Origin of the sequence: Clostridium sp. UBA1652 (assembly GCF_002320975.1) — a bacterium.
Taxonomy (GTDB): domain Bacteria; phylum Bacillota; class Clostridia; order Clostridiales; family Clostridiaceae; genus Clostridium_T; species Clostridium_T intestinale.
On sequence record NZ_DCLI01000048.1, the window covers coordinates 136684 to 152115 of the forward strand.

Genomic DNA, 15432 nt, shown 5'->3' on the forward strand with positions numbered 1-15432 from the left:
ATATATAGATTTACACGTCAATATTCTATATTTTAAATATGATTTTTTTTGCTAATAATTAAGTAAATTGCTTTATTATTTCTGAATTTCTAATTTAATCTTATTTAAAATATCATTTTCACAGAAAATTTTCCCTTGCCTAATAGCATTTTTGAAGGCTCTGCCATCAGAACTTCCATGAGCTTTTATACATACACCATCAACACCTAAAAAAGGTGCCCCACCTTCTTCTTTATAATCAAAACGTTTTTTAATTGTTTTAAACACTGGTATTAAAAATACTGCTCCTATTTTACTTAACAAAGATGAGTTTATTTCATCCTTTATTATTCCTAACAAAGTGGATGCAACCCCTTCATAAGTTTTAAGCAATGTATTTCCAACAAAGCCATCACAAACTAGGACATTTACATCTCCTTTTGAAGCTTCTCTTGGTTCAACGTTTCCTATAAAGTTAATAGACATATCTTTTAAAAGAGGATATGCAGCCTTTGTAAGCTCATTTCCTTTTCCTTCTTCTGTTCCTATATTGACTAATCCTACTGAGGGCTTAGTTACACCCATAACATTTTTATAGTATATTTCTCCCATTAAAGCAAATTGAGGCATATAATGAGGTTTTGAGTCTACATTAGCTCCTGCATCTACCACCATAAAACGTCCATTTTTGCCTGGCATAATAGGTGCAAGTACAGGTCTCTCTATCCCTTTTATTCTTCCTACAATCAATGTACAACCTGCTAAAAAGGCTCCTGTACTCCCTGCAGAAATAATTCCATCACACTCTCCACTTTTAACCAAGTTAAGAGCTTTTACTAAACTAGAATTTTTTTTCTTTCTAAGAGCCATAACCGGATGTTCATCTGGTGTTATGACTTCAGTACAATCAACAATTTTAAGTCTCTTCTCATCATAGGTATAATTAGATAATACTTCTTTTATTTTTTCTTCTGGTCCAGTTATGTATATTTGTTCTATGTCTTTAAATTCGTTTAAAGCCTCAACTACACCTTCAACAACTGCTTTAGGAGCATTGTCTCCGCCCATACCATCAACAACAAATTTCATAAATTACACCTCTTTTATTTGTATATAAAGAAAAGAAAGTCATATGACTTTCTTTAGTTTTCAGAAGCAACAACTTCTTTTCCTTTGTAATATCCGCATTTTTTACATACTCTGTGAGCAAGTTTCATTTCATGACATTGTGGACATTCAACTATTCCAGGAGCACTTACTTGGAAAGTTTGCGCTCTTCTTGAATCTCTTTTAGCTCTATAAGTTTTTCTAGCTGGATTTCCCATTATTACACCTCCTTATCAGTGAAAAAGCTTTTTAAGACTTCTAGTCTAGAATCAACTTCCAAATTCTCGCAATTACATTTATGATGATTTAAGTTAATTCCACAACTGTGACAAAGACCTTTACAACTCTCACTGCAAAGTCTCTTAATAGGCAAGGTTGATATAATACTATTTATAACTACTTCAGCGATATCTACGACATCACCTTCTACAAGGATAATATCCTCAGTCTCTATAGTAGATTTATTTGTAAACTTTTCATTTAAAGTAGTATCTACCTCAAATGAAAAGTTTTCTAAACACCTTGAACAAGAATCTTCTAAAACAGTATTAACCTTTAGGTTAAGTTCTAAAATATCCTCAAATGCCTTCATTTCACCACGAATACTTATATCTTTTAATGGAGTTATTAAACCACCCTCAAATTCAAAAGGTTCTTGATGAATTTCACAGTTAATTTGTTTTTTCTTTTCTCTCTTACTAAAGATTTCTGAAAGTTTAATTATCATAACTTCACCCACACTCCTTAGTAATATATTTCAACATAACCACAATTTATTATATAGAGGCAACTAATAAAAGTCAAGTAGCTTAAGGTAAATATTTTATACTAAAGCTAATGTATCTTTAGCTATCATAAGCTCTTCATTAGTTGGGATAACAAAAGCCTTAACTTTAGATCCTTCTTTTGTTATCTCTGCAAATTTTCCTCTAACCTTATTTTTATCTTTATCAAAATCTACTCCAAGGAAGTCAAATCCTTCTAGTATACTTTCTCTCATTTCAACTGAGTTTTCTCCAACTCCTGCTGTAAATACTATAGCATCTACACCACCCATAATAGCAGCATATGAACCTATATATTGTTTAACTCTATAAACAAACATATCTAAAGCAATGTTAGATCTATGTTCTTTTTTATTCCATGCAGCATCTTCTACATCTCTAAAGTCAGAACTAACTCCTGATACTCCTAAAACTCCTGATTTTTTGTTTAGTATATCATCAACTTCGCTAGCTGAATATCCTAATTCTTTTATTAAGTAAGTAACTACAGCTGGATCCATATCCCCAGTTCTTGTTCCCATAACTAATCCTTGAAGAGGAGTAAATCCCATACTTGTATCTACAGATTCACCATTTTTAACTGCAGAAACAGAAGCTCCATTTCCTAAGTGACAGTTTACGATTTTTAATTCTTTTATGTCTTTTCCCATAGCTTCAGCAGCCTTCATTGATACATACTTATGTGATGTTCCATGGAAGCCGTATTTTCTTATATGATGATCTTTATATAATTCATATGGAAGTGCATAAAGATATGCTTTTTCAGGCATAGTTTGGTGGAATGCAGTATCAAATACTCCAACCATTGGTGTGTTTGGCATTAAAGCCTTACATGCATTTATTCCTATTATGTTTGGTGGGTTATGAAGTGGTGCTAATTTTGCACATTCTTCTAATTGTTTCATTACATCTTCATCTATAACTACAGATGCAGCATATTTTTCTCCACCATGAACAACTCTATGTCCTACAGCTTCTATTTCATCCATAGATTTAATTACACCATGATCTTTATCAACTAATGCAGCAAGCACAAGTTTTATTGCATCTTGATGATCTTTCATAGCTTCTTCAACTATATATTTTTCTCCATTAGCTTTTTGAGTTAATATAGATCCTTCTATCCCTATTCTCTCAACTAGACCTGTAGCTAAAGCTTCTTCTTTTTTCATGTCTATAAGTTGATATTTCAACGAGGAACTTCCACAGTTTATAACTAATATGTTCATTTTATTTCTCCTTTATTTCACTATTATTTTGTACTTTGAGCTTGAACAGCCGTTAATGCAACAACATTTACTATATCTTCTGAGCTACATCCTCTAGATAAGTCATTTATAGGTTTTGCAAAACCTTGACAAATAGGTCCTATAGCTTCAGCATTAGCAAATCTTTGAACTAATTTATATCCTATATTTCCAGCTTGTAAATCTGGGAATATTAATACATTAGCTCTACCTGATACCGGACTGTTTGGTGCTTTTTGCTCTGCAACTTTTTGTACTATAGCTGCATCTAATTGCATTTCTCCATCAATTAATAAATCTGGTCTTAACTCTTTTGCTTTTGCAGTTGCATTTCTTACCTTATCTACAACTTCATGATCTGCTGACCCCATTGTTGAAAATGATAGCATTGCAACTCTTGGATCTATTTTGCAAAGATTTTTTGCTGTATCAGCTGTAGCTATAGCTATAGCTGCTAATTGATCCGCGCTTGGGTTTGGGTTAACTGCACAGTCTGAGAATAATAACATTCCTTCTTCGCCGTATTGTGAACCTGGTACCATCATGATAAAGAAACTTGATACTACTGAAACTCCAGGTGCAGTTTTTATTATCTGAAGACCTGGTCTTAATAAATCTCCAGTTGTGTGTACTGCTCCTGAAACCATCCCATCTGCATCATTTAATTTTACCATCATAGTTCCAAAGTATAATGGATCTCTAACTATCTTATCAGCTTTCTCCATTGTCATACCTTTACTTTTTCTAATCTCGTAGAAAGCAGTAATATATTCATTTAGTTTAGATGAAGTATCTGGATCTTGTATTTCAACACCCTCCAAATTAACTCCTAAACTTTCGGCTTTCTTATTTATTTTATCAAGGTTGCCTACAAGAACAACATCAGCAAGTCCTAGCTCATGTATTCTTTGAGCTGCAACTACTGTTCTATCCTCGTCTCCTTCTGGAAGCACAATTCTCTTTCTATCTGCCTGTGCTAATCCCCATATTTTTTCCATAAGTTCCATGTTCATTTCTCCTTTCAATAGCCACACTGTACTACACACTTACTAATATACTCCTAATTGGCAACACATTTCAACATATAAACATCAAAAAACCCCTATAAACCATATAGTTTAACTATTGTCAAAAGTATCAATTTTCAAACAATTTACTTCTCTTTTGTATTTTAGCCATTATTTAAGGTATAATACATTTTGAGAGAGGTGGATAAATGAACATTGCAGGTATAATAACAGAATACAATCCTTTTCATTTAGGACACAAGCTCCATTTAGATACAACTAGAAGTTTATCTCATTGTGATGGGGTTATTTGTGTTATGAGTGGTAATTTTATGCAAAGAGGTGAACCAGCCTTCATAGATAAGTGGACTAGAGCGGAAATAGCTTTAAGAAATGGCGTAGATTTAGTTATAGAACTTCCTACTGTATTTGCTTTATCTTCTGCAGAATTTTTTGCCTTTGGCTCAGTTTCATTATTAGATTCTTTAGGAGTTGTAAACTCAATATGTTTCGGAAGTGAAAGTGGCGATGTTTCTATCTTAAAAGAGATCTCTTCACTACTTACCGATGAGTCTCTAGAGTTTAAAAGCCTTCTAAAAGAAAAACTTAAAAAAGGTGAATCTCTTACAACTTCAAGAAGCAAAACTGTATTAGAAATTTTGTCTAAATCTAATGGTAGCATTAACTTAGATGAATTAGATAAAATACTTAATTCCTCAAATAATATCTTAGGAATTGAATATATTAAAGCTATAAATCGCCTTAACAGCAGTATAACTCCTCTTACTTTTAAACGTAATGGAGGTAGCTATAACTCCAAAACCCTAGATAATAATATTTCCTCAGCAACTTCCATAAGAGAGTTTCTTAAAGCTCATGGAAATATAGAAGATTTATATAATCACCTACCTTCTGAAACTTATAAGATGCTCCATAATTTATTTAAAGAAAATTATGATTTTGTAGATAAAGAAAAAATATTTTCTTTCCTAAAATACAAATTAACAACATCTTCTAATAGATTAAAAGATATCCCCGATGTTAAAGAAGGTTTAGATAATAAGATTTCAAAGGAATTTATACAAGCTAAAACTTTAGACGGTCTTATTATGAATGTAAAAAGCAAAAGATATACTTACACTAGAATCAGTAGAATACTTTCTCAATTCTTTTTAGGTTTTGAAGAATACCCTATAGAGTCTCTAAGAACATCAAGGCCTGATTATGCTAGAGTACTGGGGCTTAATAAAAGAGGTGCAGAAATCCTTAAAGAGATAAAAAAACACTCTGACTTAGAAATAATTAATAAAGTACCTAAATACCCAAATATTATGCTTTCTATGGATATTAATGCGACCAATGCCTATAGCCTTATATGTAAATCTATTAATTTTAATGATGACTATAAAAAATCACCTATAATAATTATGGATAATTATTGACTTTACTTAATATAAATACTATATAGCAGGAGGTAATCTTATGTATAGTGTTTATATTTTATTTTTTATAATTATCCTTCTTTGTATTTCTTTAGTAATACAAATAAAAGGAAAAATAACCTTATTTCCAACTATTTTGATTTCAATATTAATATTATATTTTCTTTTAAATCCTAAATCTTGTATTGATGCATCATTATCTGGAGCTAAACTATTTGTACAGGCAGTTCTCCCTACCATATTGCCTTTTATGGTTTTATGTAACCTCCTTATAGCTTATGGTGGTATTGACATCTATAGCAAGCTTTTAGGTCCTTTATTATGTTCGCCATTAAAACTTAGCAAAAATGCTAGCTTTCCATTAATAGCGAGTATAATTTGTGGGAACCCCTTAGGGGCAAAGTATTCAACAGATGCCTACGAACAAAACTATTATGATTACGACGAGTATACTAAACTGATTTCTATAGCTTCTAACACTGGTCCATTATTTTTAATAGGTTCCGTTGGCAATGTAATGCTTGGAGATAAAAACCTTGGTTATATCCTTTTAATAAGTGGATATTTATCAATGTTTTTAATGGCATTAATAACTTCTGATAGCAAAAAAACTCTAAAAGAAAAAAAGCTAGTCCCTCAAAATAAAGTTATTAAAAACTTTGGGACTAACTTAAAAGATTCAATTGAAAATGCTGTATTAACTTCTATTAACGTAGCTGGTTATATCATGATATTTTCAGTAATAATATCTATTTTCAATAATTCTACATTTTTTAATGAAAGCATAAAAAATATAAGTTCCCTTTTTAATATTTCTTCCGACCTCATAAAAGGGCTACTTTTAGGAATGATTGAAATTACTAATGGTTCCAGTATCATAGCTAATAGTACCTTATCAACAATATCAAAGGTATCATTAATAAGTTTTATATGTTCTTTTAGTGGTTTATCTGTTATGGCACAAGTAAGCTCTTTTTCTTCAAAATATAAAGTTTCTATGACAAGATTTTGTATGTATAAATTACTTCAAGGAGTAATATCCTTGTTTATCACTTATATAATCTTTATTATTTCATAGTTCTAAGTTCTTTTATATTTTCCTTTATAGTAGTTCCTATACCATCTAAAGAAGTATCAAGAGACACAGCAAAGCCTTCTACGGATGTTTTTAAGGCATTCATTAAGGCTTCTTTTCTTGTTTCTAATTGCCTATCTACGTCGCATAAAAGCTCATCTGCATAATCTCTTGCACCAAGTCTTATAGACTTAGCTTCTCTTTGCGCTTGAGCGATAATCTCTTGAGCTTTAACCTTTGCTTCTCTTACATAATCATGATTTTCTACATTTTTTCTCATAAGTTCAGAGGTTTCTTTTCTAGCCTCTTCAAGCTCTTTACCAGCTTCTTCTAATATTCTTTCCCTCTCATTAACAACCCATTGTGCTTTCTTAAACTGATCTGGAAGATAGTGAACTATTTGCTCTATAACATCTAAAACTTCTTTTTTATCCAAAACTACTTTACCTGTGATAGGCACTTTTGCAGAATTTTCCACCATATCTTGAAGATATTCTAATAATTCAACAATATTAACATCCATCTTCTCCATCTTTACACTCTCCTACTCCCTTTTAATTTTTAATAAGATATCCTTTATTATTTCATCTGGAACTAATCCTTCAATACACCCACCAAATTTAGCTACTTGTTTTACAGCTGTAGAACTTAAATATGAATACTTACCCGAAGTCATCATAAATACAGTTTCTACTTCTGGATCTAGTTTATTATTCATAAGAGCCATCTGAAACTCATACTCAAAATCAGCAACTGCTCTTAATCCTTTTAAAATAACACGTGCATTTTCATGTTTCATAAAATCTATTAATAAACCTTCAAAACATTTCACTTCAACATTAGGTATATGTTTAGTTACTCTCTTAATTAACTCTACTCTTTCGGAATAATCAAAAAGTCCCTTTTTTTCAACATTAACCAAAACTCCAACTATTAACTTATCAAAAACTTTAGCGCCTCTTTCTATAATGTCTAAATGTCCTTTGGTTATAGGGTCGAAGCTGCCTGGGTAGACCCCTGTTCTCATGTTACTCCTCCACAAACTTATAGAAACATACTGTTGTATTTCCATACTTTCTTTCATTTATTAGTTTTATATCTTTATAGCCTTGACAGATTTCCTCACTGGTATCTATTTTAGTGACTACAATACCATTATCGTCTAGCATATTTCTTTCTTTAACTATCTCTAGTGCTTTTGGAATCATATCTTTTAAATAAGGTGGATCTATAAATATAATATCAAAAACTTTCTTTTTATCCGCTAAGTGATTTAATGCAGAATAAGCATCAGTATTTAAAGCATGACAAAAATCTTCAAACCTTAAATTCTCTATATTCTTTTTTAATATAGGAAATGTTACAGGGCTTTTATCTACTAAAAACACCTCTTTAGCTCCTCTACTTGCCGACTCTAATCCTAAGGATCCAGTTCCTGCAAATACATCAACTACAGTTGCATCAATTATGTAACCTTGTATCATATTAAACATAGCTTCCTTAATTCTGTCTAAAGTTGGTCTAGTTTCATCTGTTGCGGGAGAAAGTAATTTATGTCCTCTTCTTTTTCCTGCTATAATTCTCATATAATAACCTCCTCCTAATTACTTCCTTAACATTTTATCATATAGCTTTATAATCTACAATTTAATTTAATTAAAACAAATGTATTTAGAACTTCTTTTCAAATTTTTAAGAATTTCGTTACATAAATTTGTATATTCAGGTTCTGTAGAAAGAACTGCTTTTTTTGCTTCCATGTTAGCATATTTAAGAATATCCATATCCTCAACTATATTAGCAAGAACTAAACCATCTTCACCACTTTGCCTAACTCCAAACATCTCTCCAGTTCCTCTTATTTTAAGATCCTGCTCAGATATATAAAACCCATCATTACTTTTAACCATTATTTCCATTCTTTTTTTAGTAACAGGATTATTGGCTTTTCCTATAAGAAAACAATAGGATTGATATTCTCCTCTTCCTACTCTTCCCCTAAGCTGATGAAGCTGTGCTAATCCAAATCGCTCTGAATTTTCTATTATCATTATCGAAGCATTAGGTACATTAACTCCAACTTCAATTACTGTTGTTGATACAATTATCTTAGTTTCATTATTTTTAAAATCTTGAATTATATCCTCTTTTTCTTTTGAAGTCATCTTTCCATGAAGCATTTGGACTTTAATGTCCTTAAATATGTCACTTGCCAGTTCATTATATACCTTTTCAACAGAATTTAACTTAATTTCATCATTTTCATCTATAAGAGGACATACAACATAACACTGACGCCCCTTTAATATTTCTTCTCTAACTCTATTATAGGCAAGCATTCTATTATTATCGGAGAAAAATTTTGTTTCTATAGCTTTTCTTCCTGGAGGAAGCTCATCTATTATAGAAATCTCTAAATCTGAATATAAATATAATGCAATAGTTCTTGGTATAGGAGTTGCACTCATAACTAAACAATCAACTTCCTGCCCCTTATTTATAAGCCTACTTCTTTGCTCTACTCCAAATCTGTGCTGTTCATCTGTAACTATAAACCCAAGATTACTAAACTCAACATCATCTTGTATTAAGGCGTGAGTTCCTATAACCATAATAGGTTTATCTTCTTTTATTTTTTCCTTTATTCTAAGCTTCTCTTTATTAGGTGTGCTTCCTGTTAATAGCTCTATTTCAACATCAAAATCTTTAAAAAGTTTCGTTGCTTCAACATAATGCTGTTTTGCAAGTATTTCCGTTGGTGCCATTAACACAACCTGATAGCCATTTCTATAAACATTAAACATAGCAATTAAAGATACTATGGTTTTTCCACTACCTACATCCCCTTGGATTAACCTATTCATAGGTGATGGCTTTTTCTGATCTAATAAAACCTCTCTTATAACCTTACTTTGTGCATTAGTTAAGCTATATGGTAAAGACTCCTTTAAATGAGCTAGTTCCTCTGACATTTTAAACTCAATTCCTTTAGAAGATTTTTTCAGATGATATTTAAGCATCATAAGCTTTAAGGAATAAGTGAAAAGTTCTTGAAACTTAAGCCTTATTATGGATTTTCTTAAATCCTCTTTATCATTCGGAAAATGTATATTTCTAATACTAAAATCTAAGGATTCTAGCTTATATTTTGAAATAATCTCTAAAGGTAGGTTTTCCTTAATATCAATAGATTTAAATATTTCACTTATAAGTTTTATTATAACTTTATTATTAAGATCACCTTTTAAGGGATATACAGGTATTATTTCAGCCTTTAGAGCTTCTACAGGAGTTATTATAGGATTTATTGTCTCAAGGCACCCATTTACCTTTTTATATCTTCCCATAAGATTATATGAGTTTCCAAGTATAAAATTCTTTTTTATATAGGGTTGATTAAACCATATTCCAGTAATTTTTATATCATTATAACTAAACTCTATAGTTGTCATTCTTTTTCTGCTTTTAGACATATAATCACTTTTAAAAGCTACAACCTTACATGTTAAAAGCTGTTTTTCTTTTTCATCAATCTCTTCATATTTACTATTACCATTTATGAATTCATAATCTCTAGGAAAATATAAAAGCAAATCTAGAAGTGTATAGACACCACATTTATTCAGTTTTTCCTTTAATTTAGGCCCAACACCCTTTAAAGAAGAGATTTCACTATATAAATTCATTTTTACCTCCACTTTACAAAGAAAAAAGCGACTAAAGTCGCTTTTTTACTCAACAGAAATTATATAATAGTATAAAGGCTGACTTCCTTTATAACATTGAACATCTAAATCTTCATATTTAGCTTCTAACTCAGCTGCAAATTTCTCTGCATCCTCGTCCTTAACATCTTCACCATAAAAAACAGTTATAAGTTCTGAATCTTCATCAACGATGTTATCTATAACATTCTTAGTTACAGAAGTTACCTCATCTCCAACTTCATTGATTTTACCTTCAACTAATCCTAATATATTACCTTCTTTAATTTCTATTCCATCCATCTCTGTATCTCTTACAGCGTAAGTTACAGATGCAGACTTAACTGCGCTAAGTGAATCATTCATAGAATCTACATTTGATTCAACCTCTCCATCTGGATTAAACATTGTTATAGCAGTAATACCTTGAGGTATAGTTTTAGTTGGGATAACCCTTACATCTTTTTCTGATATTTCAGCTGCTTGTGTAGCTGCCATTTGTATATTCTTATTGTTTGGCAATATGAATATATGATCAGCATTTATCTTTTCTATAGCTTCAATCATATCTTGAGTTGATGGATTCATTGTTTGACCACCCTCAATAATATAATCAACACCTAAATCTTTAAAAATATCACTAATTCCACTTCCCATAGCTACTGAAATAAAGCCATATTTTTTCTTTTCAGCTTCTTCTTCAACAGCTATCTCTGTAGGCTGATATCCTTCTGTTAATAAAGCTCTATGTTCTTCTCTCATATTATCTATTTTAATCTTAGATAATTCTCCAAATTGAACCGCATGTGATAAAACAGCTCCTGGATCGTTTGAGTGTATATGAACCTTTATAACATCTTCATCTCCAACAACTATCATTGAATCACCTAAAGAAGTTATCTTATCTTGTAACTGTTTCGCTTTTGAGCCATCACCTAATACTATAAATTCAGTACAGTATCCAAACTTGATGTCTTGATCTACAAGCTCTTGTGCTCTTTTAACTTCTCCAGCTTGAACTTTAGTTACATTTCCTATTTTAGCTTCTATGTTTTCATCAATAGCTTGATACATTCCCTTTAGGATTATTAACAATCCCATACCACCTGAGTCAACAACTTTTGCTTGTTTTAAAGCTGGTAACATATCAGGAGTTTTATTTAACATATCTTCTGATTCTTTACATACATCTTTCATAAGTGCAGTTATATCTACATTAGTATTAGAAACTGCAGCTTCTCCAGCTGTTCTTATAATAGTTAATATAGTTCCCTCTGTTGGCTTCATTACAGCCTTATAAGCTGATTTAGCACCTTCTTGAATAGCTAATGAAATTTCTTTTGAAGTTACTTCTTCCTTTCCTTCTAATCCTCTAGATATACCTCTAAGGATTTGTGAAAGAATTACTCCTGAGTTACCTCTAGCTCCCATAAGAGCTCCTTTAGCTAACTTTTTTGATACTTCGCCTATATTGGTTGAATTTATATTTTCTATTTCCTTTACGGCAGCTTTAAAAGTCATTGACATATTAGTTCCTGTGTCTCCATCTGGAACTGGGAATACATTAAGTGAATTTACATATTCACTTTGCTCTTCTAGTTTATTACTTGCATTTACAACCATATTGTAAAATTGCTGCCCATTAATCTTAGTGTACTTCATTGTAACTTTACCTCCTAGACTCTAACTGCTTGAACGTTAACAGTAATAGAAGAAACCTTTAATCCTGTATAGTTTTCAACATTATATTTAATTTTTTGGATTATGTTATTTGATATAGTAGATATATTGGTTCCATATTCTATCATAACAAAAACTTCTATGTTAAGTTTTTCTTCTTTAAAAGCTATTTTAACACCCTTGCTTAAATTCTCTATTCTTATTAATTCCCATAGTCCTTCTGTAGCATTCTTGGAAACCATTCCTACTACACCATAACATTCCATAGTTGAAAGACCTACTATCTTTGAGATTACTTCTTCAGAGTAAGTCACATTCCCATTATTATTGATTAATCCTAACATGGTAATTCCTCCTAAATCTTTATCCATATAATCTATTCTATATTAATTGATAGCAATATTCAAGATTTTCATTTTCTAGCTTTTATCTCTTCATTTAATTATATATTTTACTTGCATAATTTATACATAATATGTTAGAATAATAAGGTCTTATTTAAAGCCTATCTTCATAAAGCAAGGAGGTGCTTTCGTATGTCAAGAAAATGTGAAGTTTGCAATAAAGGTGTAATTGCTGGAGCGCAATATAGCCATTCTCATAGAGCTTCTAAGAGAACATGGGCTCCAAACATAAAGAAAGTTAAAGCTATAGTTAACGGAACTCCTAAAACTGTTCATGTATGCACTAGATGCCTAAGATCAGGAAAAGTTCAAAGAGCTATATAGCCTTACAAAGCGTCTAAAGACGCTTTTTTCTTTTTCTCTAAATAAAAAAAGAAAAGACCCCTAGGGGTCTTATGTAGTTTATTATTTCTTTCTATAGAAAATTCTTATTATTTTTGATACAAACTTAGGTAATTTTATTGCAACTATTTTCATTTTTCCTCCCATATATAATAGCTTCCTGTTTTATTATATGAAAGTTTAGGTAAATTGGTTACTAATCATTTGTATAAAAAACTAAAACTTTTCCACTTTTAAATGTTATGGATATATCCCCATCTATAAACTCGTTAGATACAGTTCTTCCAGTAAATCCATCAAATCTATAATCAACTAAAGGATATTTCGCTCCTCTAATATTAAATTTTTCGACTACAGTATTATAGAAATTAAAAGAAATGGTTTGTCCTTTTTTTCCTTTTAATATGATATCCTTATCTACTAGAAATATTCTATTATTATCATCTAGGATTTCACATTTAATCCCTAAAGCTAAAGCTTTATCTAAAAGTCCTAAATTAGCTAAAACATGATCTAATCTAGTTCCTGTGAATCCTAAAAGCACAATTTCTGTAGCTCCAAGTTCAATAGCTTTTTCAAAAGCAAGTTCACTATCTGTAAAATCCTTCTCAGGATTAAATTCAAACATCTCAATCTTTAAATCTCTTAGCTTTTTATAAACTTCCTTATCTATAGAATCAAAATCTCCCATAATATAGTTTGGAAAGATTCCATTTTCTATTAAAACTTGGCAGCCTCTATCTGCTCCTAGAATTAAAGATGAGGTTACAACTTGTTCCATCAAAAGTTCCCTAGAAGGTGCTTTACCTCCAGAGACAATTAAAATTTTCATTACTCTAAACTCTTTCTAAGAGCTGCTATATTTTCTTCAACTTTTCCATCCTTAAATACAGCTGAACCTGCAACTATAACATTTGCCCCTGCATCTACTACCTTTTTTATATTAGAGACGTCAATTCCTCCATCAACCTGTATAAGTAGGTCTTTGTTGTACTTCTCACTTAATTCCTTAACTTCAGCAATTTTATCTAAAGAATACTCTATAAATTTTTGTCCTCCAAAGCCTGGATTTACTGACATTATAAGTACCATATCTAAAGCTGGAATAAGATCCTTTATCATGCTTACTGGAGTGCCTGGATTTAAAACAATCCCTGCTTTTATTCCCTTACTTTTTATATATTGAATAGTTCTATCTACATGTCTATCTGCTTCATAATGTACTGTAATTAAATCTGCTCCTACAGCTATAAAATCATCTATAAATCTACCTGGTTCCTCAATCATTAAATGTACATCAAAAGTTTTTTCTGTATATTTTCTTATTGATTTTATTACAGGTAATCCAATGCTTATGTTAGGAACATAGTTTCCATCCATTACATCTATATGTATAAAATCTGCTCCAGCTTTATCTATAGCTACTATATCCTCTCCAAGTTTTGCGAAATCTGCTGATAATATTGATGGTGCTATTTTTACCATTTATTTTTCCTCCCGTTTGTTACTTCTTCTAAAGTTTTTATATAAAAATCATATCTTGATTTATTAATATGACCTTCCTCAAGGGCTCCTTTAACAAGACATCCTGGTTCCTTATGATGAACGCATCCTGTAAACTTACATCCATCGTTATATTCATTAAACTCAGGAAAATAATATTTTAACTGATCTCTTTCTATAAAAGATATATCTAAGGTTGAAAATCCCGGTGTATCAACAATAAAACCTTCTGCTGCCTCTAAAAGCTCGCTATGTCTTGTAGTATGTTTTCCTCTACCTATTTTTTCACTAACTTCACCAGTTTCCATTAACTTTCTTTTACCTAAAACATTTATTAAAGTTGATTTTCCTGCTCCAGAAGGACCACAAAGAACAGTAACATTGTCATTTAATTTTTCTTTTAATTCATCTATTCCTTCTTTAAACTTAGCCTTAATAAATATGACTTCATAACCAATATTATTAATTTTATCTTTTAAAACTTCTTTCTCTTCTGCAGATATTAAATCACCTTTATTTAAACAAACCACAGCTTTTATTGAATTATACTCACATAACAATAAAAACTTGTTAAGTAAATCAAAATTTAAATCTGGATTCTTTATAGCAAAAACCACAAAAGCTTGAGTAACATTTGCAACTGTTGGTCTAGTTAACTCAGAAGTTCTATCATAAATCTTTTCGATTACCCCTTCTTCGTTATTAACCTCAATTTCTACCCAATCCCCTACCATCGGCTTTTGTTCCTTATGACGGAATATACCTCTAGCCTTACACTCAAATGTCCCTTCATTAGTTTTTATATAATAAAAACCGCCAATACCTTTAATAATAATTCCCTTCATATATCCTCCAAAATTTTTATTTACATACTTATAATAAACACTTTTAGGTATAAAATGCAAATAAATTACTCATTTATTTGAAAACTTTTCTTAAATTCTTACACTTCTGACCTGTAGGAGTTTCTTCTCAAACTACATTAGATTCCTTTTTTCTTGAATTCTTCTTTTCTTGAATTCTCTATAAAAATACAGACGGCTCCTGCCGAGCCGCTGTATTTTTATAGTGGTTTGTTTTTGTCTATAATTTATGTCTTCAACTTCATTGTTATCTTTAATTTATTTAAAATTTTAGATTTTAAAATATAAAAAGGT

Annotated in this window: 18 protein-coding genes; 3 read left to right on the top strand and 15 right to left on the bottom strand. The window is 30.8% G+C overall.

Annotated elements, in window-relative coordinates:
• Window positions 1–75 precede the first annotated feature (75 nt).
• The 5 genes from plsX to pta all read right to left on the bottom strand — a co-directional run bounded on the left by plsX (window position 76) and on the right by pta (window position 4125).
• A complete protein-coding gene (gene plsX / locus B3N22_RS08890; RefSeq protein WP_286906390.1) occupies window positions 76–1068 on the bottom strand; it encodes a phosphate acyltransferase PlsX in 993 nt (330 codons plus the stop codon).
• A 53-nt stretch (window positions 1069–1121) separates the two neighbouring features.
• Window positions 1122–1304 (bottom strand): 50S ribosomal protein L32, encoded by a 183-nt coding sequence (gene rpmF / locus B3N22_RS08895; protein WP_021802135.1) that lies wholly within the window; start codon window positions 1302–1304, stop codon window positions 1122–1124.
• A gap of 2 nt (window positions 1305–1306) precedes the next feature.
• The gene (locus B3N22_RS08900; protein ID WP_286906392.1) at window positions 1307–1813 is read right to left on the bottom strand and encodes a YceD family protein; all 507 of its coding nucleotides are present in this window, start codon (window positions 1811–1813) and stop codon (window positions 1307–1309) included.
• A gap of 96 nt (window positions 1814–1909) precedes the next feature.
• On the bottom strand, window positions 1910–3100 hold the full coding sequence (locus B3N22_RS08905; protein ID WP_286906394.1) for an acetate kinase: 1191 nt from the start codon (window positions 3098–3100) through the stop codon (window positions 1910–1912).
• A 23-nt stretch (window positions 3101–3123) separates the two neighbouring features.
• Complete coding sequence (pta, locus tag B3N22_RS08910; RefSeq protein WP_073015957.1) at window positions 3124–4125, bottom strand: phosphate acetyltransferase; 1002 nt, start codon at window positions 4123–4125, stop codon at window positions 3124–3126.
• 209 nt (window positions 4126–4334) lie between these two features.
• Between pta and B3N22_RS08915 the strand changes: the two genes are divergently transcribed.
• Window positions 4335–5567: a nucleotidyltransferase gene (locus B3N22_RS08915; protein WP_286906403.1), complete on the top strand. Its 1233-nt coding sequence runs from the start codon at window positions 4335–4337 to the stop codon at window positions 5565–5567.
• A gap of 40 nt (window positions 5568–5607) precedes the next feature.
• A complete protein-coding gene (ylbJ, locus tag B3N22_RS08920; protein ID WP_238904464.1) occupies window positions 5608–6645 on the top strand; it encodes a sporulation integral membrane protein YlbJ in 1038 nt (345 codons plus the stop codon).
• On the opposite strand, the gene B3N22_RS08925 is transcribed toward ylbJ, so the two are convergent.
• The 6 genes from B3N22_RS08925 to B3N22_RS08950 all read right to left on the bottom strand — a co-directional run bounded on the left by B3N22_RS08925 (window position 6635) and on the right by B3N22_RS08950 (window position 12370).
• Complete coding sequence (locus tag B3N22_RS08925; protein ID WP_073015954.1) at window positions 6635–7174, bottom strand: ATP synthase subunit B family protein; 540 nt, start codon at window positions 7172–7174, stop codon at window positions 6635–6637. The genes ylbJ and B3N22_RS08925 overlap by 11 nt on opposite strands.
• A 12-nt stretch (window positions 7175–7186) precedes the next feature.
• Window positions 7187–7669 carry a pantetheine-phosphate adenylyltransferase gene (gene coaD / locus B3N22_RS08930; protein ID WP_073015953.1) on the bottom strand — a complete coding sequence of 161 codons (483 nt, stop codon included), beginning with the start codon at window positions 7667–7669 and terminating at the stop codon, window positions 7187–7189.
• A 1-nt stretch (window position 7670) separates the two neighbouring features.
• Complete coding sequence (rsmD, locus tag B3N22_RS08935; RefSeq protein ID WP_073015952.1) at window positions 7671–8228, bottom strand: 16S rRNA (guanine(966)-N(2))-methyltransferase RsmD; 558 nt, start codon at window positions 8226–8228, stop codon at window positions 7671–7673.
• A gap of 66 nt (window positions 8229–8294) precedes the next feature.
• Window positions 8295–10328, bottom strand: coding sequence for an ATP-dependent DNA helicase RecG (gene recG, locus B3N22_RS08940; protein WP_286906405.1), 2034 nt, complete (start codon window positions 10326–10328; stop codon window positions 8295–8297).
• 45 nt (window positions 10329–10373) lie between these two features.
• Window positions 10374–12008, bottom strand: a complete 1635-nt coding sequence (locus tag B3N22_RS08945) for a DAK2 domain-containing protein (protein ID WP_286906406.1) — start codon at window positions 12006–12008, stop codon at window positions 10374–10376.
• 14 nt (window positions 12009–12022) lie between these two features.
• Window positions 12023–12370 (bottom strand): Asp23/Gls24 family envelope stress response protein, encoded by a 348-nt coding sequence (locus tag B3N22_RS08950; RefSeq protein WP_021802146.1) that lies wholly within the window; start codon window positions 12368–12370, stop codon window positions 12023–12025.
• Window positions 12371–12562: 192 nt separating this feature from the next.
• Here B3N22_RS08950 and rpmB point away from each other — a divergent pair, with 192 nt between their 5' ends.
• The gene (rpmB, locus tag B3N22_RS08955; protein ID WP_021802147.1) at window positions 12563–12754 is read left to right on the top strand and encodes a 50S ribosomal protein L28; all 192 of its coding nucleotides are present in this window, start codon (window positions 12563–12565) and stop codon (window positions 12752–12754) included.
• An 81-nt stretch (window positions 12755–12835) separates the two neighbouring features.
• On the opposite strand, the gene spoVM is transcribed toward rpmB, so the two are convergent.
• From spoVM to rsgA, 4 genes are read right to left on the bottom strand one after another with little or no spacing between them, the layout of a single operon-like run.
• A complete protein-coding gene (gene spoVM, locus B3N22_RS23700; RefSeq protein WP_139259290.1) occupies window positions 12836–12919 on the bottom strand; it encodes a stage V sporulation protein SpoVM in 84 nt (27 codons plus the stop codon).
• A 49-nt stretch (window positions 12920–12968) separates the two neighbouring features.
• On the bottom strand, window positions 12969–13604 hold the full coding sequence (locus B3N22_RS08960) for a thiamine diphosphokinase (protein WP_286906407.1): 636 nt from the start codon (window positions 13602–13604) through the stop codon (window positions 12969–12971).
• On the bottom strand, window positions 13604–14257 hold the full coding sequence (gene rpe, locus B3N22_RS08965; protein ID WP_286906408.1) for a ribulose-phosphate 3-epimerase: 654 nt from the start codon (window positions 14255–14257) through the stop codon (window positions 13604–13606). The genes B3N22_RS08960 and rpe overlap by 1 nt, the downstream gene beginning before the upstream one ends.
• Window positions 14251–15120: a ribosome small subunit-dependent GTPase A gene (gene rsgA / locus B3N22_RS08970; RefSeq protein ID WP_073015947.1), complete on the bottom strand. Its 870-nt coding sequence runs from the start codon at window positions 15118–15120 to the stop codon at window positions 14251–14253. Before rsgA ends, rpe begins: the two co-directional genes overlap by 7 nt.
• Window positions 15121–15432 lie beyond the last annotated feature (312 nt).

Excerpts from the sequence above, each read along its gene's own strand:
- plsX (WP_286906390.1), bottom strand. The coding sequence starts at position 1,068 with ATGAAATTTGTTGTTGATGGTATGGGCGGAGACAATGCTCCTAAAGCA.
- rpmF (WP_021802135.1), bottom strand. The coding sequence starts at position 1,304 with ATGGGAAATCCAGCTAGAAAAACTTATAGAGCTAAAAGAGATTCAAGA.
- B3N22_RS08900 (WP_286906392.1), bottom strand. The coding sequence starts at position 1,813 with ATGATAATTAAACTTTCAGAAATCTTTAGTAAGAGAGAAAAGAAAAAA.
- B3N22_RS08905 (WP_286906394.1), bottom strand. The coding sequence starts at position 3,100 with ATGAACATATTAGTTATAAACTGTGGAAGTTCCTCGTTGAAATATCAA.
- pta (WP_073015957.1), bottom strand. The coding sequence starts at position 4,125 with ATGGAACTTATGGAAAAAATATGGGGATTAGCACAGGCAGATAGAAAG.
- B3N22_RS08915 (WP_286906403.1), top strand. The coding sequence starts at position 4,335 with ATGAACATTGCAGGTATAATAACAGAATACAATCCTTTTCATTTAGGA.
- ylbJ (WP_238904464.1), top strand. The coding sequence starts at position 5,608 with ATGTATAGTGTTTATATTTTATTTTTTATAATTATCCTTCTTTGTATT.
- B3N22_RS08925 (WP_073015954.1), bottom strand. The coding sequence starts at position 7,174 with ATGGAGAAGATGGATGTTAATATTGTTGAATTATTAGAATATCTTCAA.
- coaD (WP_073015953.1), bottom strand. The coding sequence starts at position 7,669 with ATGAGAACAGGGGTCTACCCAGGCAGCTTCGACCCTATAACCAAAGGA.
- rsmD (WP_073015952.1), bottom strand. The coding sequence starts at position 8,228 with ATGAGAATTATAGCAGGAAAAAGAAGAGGACATAAATTACTTTCTCCC.
- recG (WP_286906405.1), bottom strand. The coding sequence starts at position 10,328 with ATGAATTTATATAGTGAAATCTCTTCTTTAAAGGGTGTTGGGCCTAAA.
- B3N22_RS08945 (WP_286906406.1), bottom strand. The coding sequence starts at position 12,008 with ATGAAGTACACTAAGATTAATGGGCAGCAATTTTACAATATGGTTGTA.
- B3N22_RS08950 (WP_021802146.1), bottom strand. The coding sequence starts at position 12,370 with ATGTTAGGATTAATCAATAATAATGGGAATGTGACTTACTCTGAAGAA.
- rpmB (WP_021802147.1), top strand. The coding sequence starts at position 12,563 with ATGTCAAGAAAATGTGAAGTTTGCAATAAAGGTGTAATTGCTGGAGCG.
- spoVM (WP_139259290.1), bottom strand. The coding sequence starts at position 12,919 with ATGGGAGGAAAAATGAAAATAGTTGCAATAAAATTACCTAAGTTTGTA.
- B3N22_RS08960 (WP_286906407.1), bottom strand. The coding sequence starts at position 13,604 with ATGAAAATTTTAATTGTCTCTGGAGGTAAAGCACCTTCTAGGGAACTT.
- rpe (WP_286906408.1), bottom strand. The coding sequence starts at position 14,257 with ATGGTAAAAATAGCACCATCAATATTATCAGCAGATTTCGCAAAACTT.
- rsgA (WP_073015947.1), bottom strand. The coding sequence starts at position 15,120 with ATGAAGGGAATTATTATTAAAGGTATTGGCGGTTTTTATTATATAAAA.